This window comes from Mesorhizobium sp. M7A.F.Ca.CA.002.09.1.1 (assembly GCF_003998555.1).
Classification (GTDB): Bacteria; Pseudomonadota; Alphaproteobacteria; order Rhizobiales; family Rhizobiaceae; genus Mesorhizobium; species Mesorhizobium ciceri.
This window is the reverse complement of the sequence record NZ_RZRR01000382.1, coordinates 1-5,008: the sequence shown is the minus strand read 5'-3', so window position 1 is coordinate 5,008 and position 5,008 is coordinate 1. Positions and strand designations below refer to the sequence as shown.

The following is a 5,008-nucleotide window of genomic DNA, read 5'->3' as shown; positions in this document are numbered from 1 at the left end:
CAGCCGGTGCATGACGAAAGCGTTGAGCTCGTCGACCGACGGCACCATGACATGCAGCAGAAAGTCATGGTCGCCGGTCATCGTCCAGCACGAGGAAACCTCGTCCATGCGCTGCACGGCGGCGATGAAGCTTTCGGGCGAGCCGTCGCTGTGGCTGACGAGGCGCACCTGGATGAACACCTCGACCATCAGCCCGACAGCGCGGCGGCTGATCACGGCGGCAAATCCCTTGATGATGCCGGCCTCCTGCAGCGCCTCGAAGCGCCGCGCGCATGGTGTCGTCGACAGGCCGATCTCTTGCGCCAGCTCGGAAACCGGTTTGCGCCCGTCGCGCTGCAGGACATCGAGCATCTTGATCTCGAAATCATCGAATCGAGGCATTTTCACTCCTTCCTGGGAATTTCTGAGTGAATATTATCCCGATTTCCGAATTCGAGCCATCATCAAAACCGATTCGCCTCCGCAAATCCGCTTAACGTTCAGCACGTCAGCGATTTGCTTTGCGAGGAGAAAAACCATGACGACGATGAGCGTTGCCGAATACGCCCGCGACTGCGCGGCGCAAGGATTGCGCGGCGACTACTCGGTCTGCCGTGCCGATTTCACCGTGTCGCAGGGTTACGATTACAGCGATGAAGAGCAGGCGGTGTGGCGCACGCTGTGCGACCGCCAGACCAGACTGACGCGCAAGCTCGCCCACCATTCCTACCTCGACGGCGTCGAAAAACTCGGCCTGCTCGACCGTATTCCCGACTTCGACGAGGTCAGCGCCAAGCTGCGCAAACTGACCGGTTGGGAGATCGTCGCGGTGCCGGGGCTCATTCCCGCGGCTCCGTTTTTCGACCATCTCGCCGATCGCCGCTTCCCGGTCACCAACTGGCTGCGGACCAGGCAGGAGCTCGACTACATTGTCGAGCCCGACATGTTCCATGATTTCTTCGGCCATGTGCCGGCGCTGTCGCAACCGGTGTTCGCCGATTTCATGCAGATGTATGGCGAGAAGGCCGGCGACATCATCGCGCTGGGTGGCGACGAGATGATTTCCCGGCTCTACTGGTACACGGCCGAATATGGCCTGATGCGGGAGGCCGGCCAGCCGCTGAAGGCCTTTGGCGCCGGCCTTATGTCGTCGTTTACCGAGCTGCAGTTCGCCGTCGAAGGCAAGGACGCCCACCACGTGCCCTTCGACCTGGAAACGGTGATGCGCACCGGCTACGAGATCGACAAGTTCCAGCGCGCCTATTTCGTGCTGCCGTCCTTCGACGCCTTGCGCGATGCCTTCCAGACCGCCGATTTCGCGGCAATCGTCGCCCGGCGCAAGGACCAGCCGGCGCTCGATCCGGCGACGCTCTAGAGCATTCCAGGAAAAGTGTGAAACGGTTTTCCGTCCGGAATTGCGTCAAACAAAGAGTTAGAGCGGATCGCCGTTCCGTGAAACGGTGAACTGCCCTAGGCAGCATGCTGCCCTGCAGCCGTCAGGCGGTGACCACCTTGCTGAGATGGTCGCCCAGCCGGCAGGCCAGCGCGGTGATCGTCGTCGTCGGGTTGCATTGACCCGACGTGCAGAACACCGAGGAGCCGCCGACATAGAGATTGTCCATGCCGTGCACCTTGCAGTTGGCGTCGACCACGCTCTTGCTGATGTCGGTGCCCATGCGCGTGCCGCCCATATGGTGATGGCCCGCCGTCTCGTCGTTGGTCGGATAGTCCTGACCATTGCTGATCCAGTCGGCAATGCGCACGCGGCCGAGATTCTTCTCGATCAGCGTTGCGCCGAACAGTCTGAGCCCTTCGAGAAGGGTGCGATGTTCCAGTTCGGATTTCTTCCAGTGCAGTTCGATGCGCGGCACGCCGGCATGGTCGACATCGGTCTTCGACAACTCGATCTGGTTGGAGGCCAGCGGCGCCTGTTCCCAGGCGACGTAGAGCTGGGCCGCGCAGCGCAGTCGCTGACTGAGCTGGTAGGACATCCATTCCGCCATGCTGGGCGCCGTGCAGGCGAGGTCGGCGATAAGGCTCTTGACCCCGGGATACGGCGTCTCGATCAGCCGGATGCCGAAGTTCATGATCTGCAGCCGCTCCATGGCGGCAAACGTCGGCGAGAAGAAGGCCTCGTTGACGGCGTCGACCTCGAACGCGTTGTAGTCGGCCAGGATGGCGTTGCCGCCCTCGAAGGTCGGATGCTCCATCCAGTAGCGGCCAAGCGCAGTTGCATTCGGCACGACGCCGCCGTTCGAGCGCTGGTTGGACCACAGAAGCAGCCGCGAATTCTCCAGCCCACCGGTGCAGACGATGAAATAGTCAGCGCTGAACGAGCCGGCATCCTGTCCGTTCGACCACAGCCTGGCGCCAGTCACGCGTCTGCCGTCGCCGGCAAGTTCGGTGGCACAAGTGTTGAGCACCACCGCGATGTTCGTGGCCTTGTCGAGTTCATCGCCGAACTTCTCGGCGAAGCGCACGGCCGGGCTCTTGATCAGCTGCACCCAGCGAATGTCGTCCGAGATCGGCATATCGGGCCGGAGGGCCGGAAGGTCGAGAATATCGCGCACTTCCGGCAGATAGGGTTCGATGTCGGTGCGGGCGATCGGCCAGCCCGTATCGGGTACCCAGGCCTTCGGCTCGAAATCCTGCTTGTCGAGCACGCGGCACCAGCCTGCCCAGTGGTTGGAACTGCCCCCCATGAACCGCAGCCGGGTGATGTCGAGATCGAAATAGAAATCTCCGACCGTGCTGCCCCGGTAAAAGTCCTGCGAGTCGTCGCTGAATTCGCGCGGACCGGCCTCCATCACCACCACCGGAATGCCGGCCGCGCCAAGCTTGCGGGCAATGGTCATGCCGGCCGGACCGGAGCCGAGGATGCAGACCTTCGGGGTGAAGTTCGCAGCGCGATACGCCTCGTAGCTGTCGAAGATCATGCCAGGTCGCTCCGCTTCAGGATCCAGCCATCGACCTCGACGATCTCGTTCGGGTCGGGCTTTGGACCGGCGGCATCGGCATCAGGCAGCTTGCGGAACAAGGACAGGGCAGGCAATGCGATCAACGCCTGCACGAGCGCGCGGCGTGACATTTTCTTGATGATGAAACTCATGGCTGGTCTCTCGGCTGGGCTTCGGCACTGCATGGCGTTCCCAGAACGGCAATTCCCGGAACGACACATGCATCACCGTGGAAGCCAGTATCGTGCCAAGTCTGGCCGCAAAGCAGTGAAAACCCGGCTAAGCGGTACAACCGAGTGCAAACAGGGTTAGAGTTTTCTTAACAGGCCGGTTGCGGCAGATCGGATCACGCCGCCTCGGAAATGCCGGTGTCGATGATCGTCAGGTTACGGCCCTGGTGCTTGGCCTGGTAGAGGCGCCGGTCGGCGGCGCGCATCAACTCCGACACGCTGGCTTCCTCGCCGCAGACAGTACCGCCGATGCTGACCGTGAGCGGAATGGTCCGCTCGTCGACGGGCCGGAAGCGGATCAGCTCGACTTCGCGGCGAATGCGCTCGGCGACGCGCTTGGCCTCCTGCTCGGTGGCGCCAACCAGAAAGGCGCCAAATTCCTCGCCGCCGATGCGGCCGAGCACATCGCCGCTGCGCACGCCGCGCTGAATCGCGCTGGCGATCAAAAGCAGCGCGTCATCGCCGGTCAGGTGGCCGAAATTGTCGTTGATGGTCTTGAAGTGGTCGGCATCGATGATCAGCAGCGCGCCGCGATCGGACTTGCGGCGCGAACCGTCGAGCGCGGCAAAGAAGCTTTCCCGGTTGAGCATGCCGGTCATGTCGTCGCGGCTCGCCTTTTCCGCCAGGCGGCGATGCGCGGCGGCGAGCTGGGCATGGGCTCGGGCGAGATCGCGATGCGCGTTTTTCAGCCTGTCGCTTTGCCAGAAAGTGCTTGCGCTGGCGGCCCACGCCAGCACCAGCGGACAGAGCGTGGAGGTCAGCCAGATCGTCCGGTTGACCGGAAATCCCATGGCCGGAACGATGATCAGGGTCAGCAGGAGAGAGGCCGCGACTGAGGCGAAAGCAACGGCGGCGGATCTCAGAATTATGCTGTTCATCGCTTGCTCCCACAAGACTGCCTCTCTGCCAGCAAGCCCTGAAGGCCACCTTTCCCAGATGCCTAAAATTTGAATCGTGAGACGATTTACGCAACCTCAACGAGCAGAAGTTGTGGATAAAGTCGCTTTCGGAATGCGCGTTTCATGCCATAAGGAGTCCATGACCACGCTCCCTGACCCCGCCCGCTTCGCCCATGTCACCGACTGGGTCTTCGATCTCGATAACACGCTCTATCCGCACCATTCGAATCTGTTCTCGCAGATCGACGTCAAGATGACCGCCTATGTCGGCGAACTGTTGGCATTGCCGCGCGACGATGCGCGCAAGTTGCAGAAGGAGCTCTACCGCGAATATGGCACGACGCTGAACGGCCTGATGACACGCCACGGCATCGACCCCGACGATTTCCTCGAGAAGGTCCACGACATCGACTATTCATGGCTGGTGCCCGATCCCGTTCTCGGCACCGCCATCCGCCAGCTTCCCGGCCGCAAGTTCATCTTCACCAACGGCGACCGCAGGCACGCCGAGCGCACCGCGCGCCAGCTCGGCATCCTCGACCATTTCGACGACATCTTCGACATCGTCGCTGCGGGGCTCAATCCCAAGCCGGCGCGCCAGACCTACGAGAAGTTCGCCGAACTCCACGCCGTCACCGGCCACAATGCGGTGATGTTCGAGGATCTTGCCCGTAACCTTTCGGTGCCGAAGTCGCTCGGCATGACCACGGTGCTGATCGTGCCGCGCAATTTCGAGCCGACCTTTTCCGAGATATGGGAGCGCGACCCGGCCAATGAGGATGATGTCGATTTCGTCACCGACGATCTGGCGGGGTTTCTGACGGCGATTGTGGAGAGGGGGGAGGGGAAATGAAGAAATGATGAAATGACGAATTGGGGATTGATCCGAACGCAGAGCCACAATCCCTTCATTCTTCAATTCTTCAATTCTTCAATTCTTCAA

The 5,008-nt window shown here is 61.6% G+C and carries 6 protein-coding genes; 2 read left to right on the top strand and 4 right to left on the bottom strand.

Features of this window, described 5'->3' with window-relative positions:
• Nucleotides 1-381 (bottom strand): Lrp/AsnC family transcriptional regulator (locus EN994_RS17470; protein ID WP_164745982.1); only part of this gene is annotated, 381 nt, incomplete at its 3' end.
• A gap of 136 nt (nucleotides 382-517) precedes the next feature.
• Here EN994_RS17470 and phhA point away from each other — a divergent pair.
• On the top strand, nucleotides 518-1,354 hold the full coding sequence (phhA, locus tag EN994_RS17465; protein WP_063169722.1) for a phenylalanine 4-monooxygenase: 837 nt from the start codon (nucleotides 518-520) through the stop codon (nucleotides 1,352-1,354).
• A gap of 121 nt (nucleotides 1,355-1,475) precedes the next feature.
• Here phhA and EN994_RS17460 read toward each other — a convergent pair whose 3' ends face one another.
• From EN994_RS17460 to EN994_RS17450, 3 genes are all read right to left on the bottom strand, one after another.
• Nucleotides 1,476-2,915 (bottom strand): GMC family oxidoreductase, encoded by a 1,440-nt coding sequence (locus EN994_RS17460; protein ID WP_063169723.1) that lies wholly within the window; start codon nucleotides 2,913-2,915, stop codon nucleotides 1,476-1,478.
• On the bottom strand, nucleotides 2,912-3,088 hold the full coding sequence (locus tag EN994_RS17455; RefSeq protein ID WP_082826619.1) for a hypothetical protein: 177 nt from the start codon (nucleotides 3,086-3,088) through the stop codon (nucleotides 2,912-2,914). Before EN994_RS17455 ends, EN994_RS17460 begins: the two co-directional genes overlap by 4 nt.
• A 194-nt stretch (nucleotides 3,089-3,282) precedes the next feature.
• Entirely contained in the window at nucleotides 3,283-4,044 is a 762-nt protein-coding gene (locus EN994_RS17450; protein ID WP_013528483.1) for a GGDEF domain-containing protein, read from the bottom strand.
• 160 nt (nucleotides 4,045-4,204) lie between these two features.
• Between EN994_RS17450 and EN994_RS17445 the strand changes: the two genes are divergently transcribed.
• A complete protein-coding gene (locus EN994_RS17445) occupies nucleotides 4,205-4,918 on the top strand; it encodes a pyrimidine 5'-nucleotidase (protein ID WP_013528482.1) in 714 nt (237 codons plus the stop codon).
• Nucleotides 4,919-5,008 lie beyond the last annotated feature (90 nt).

Bases quoted from the DNA above. Each gene is read 5' to 3' on its own strand.
- phhA (WP_063169722.1), top strand. From the start codon at position 518: ATGACGACGATGAGCGTTGCCGAATACGCCCGCGACTGCGCGGCGCAA.
- EN994_RS17460 (WP_063169723.1), bottom strand. From the start codon at position 2,915: ATGATCTTCGACAGCTACGAGGCGTATCGCGCTGCGAACTTCACCCCG.
- EN994_RS17455 (WP_082826619.1), bottom strand. From the start codon at position 3,088: ATGAGTTTCATCATCAAGAAAATGTCACGCCGCGCGCTCGTGCAGGCG.
- EN994_RS17450 (WP_013528483.1), bottom strand. From the start codon at position 4,044: ATGAACAGCATAATTCTGAGATCCGCCGCCGTTGCTTTCGCCTCAGTC.
- EN994_RS17445 (WP_013528482.1), top strand. From the start codon at position 4,205: ATGACCACGCTCCCTGACCCCGCCCGCTTCGCCCATGTCACCGACTGG.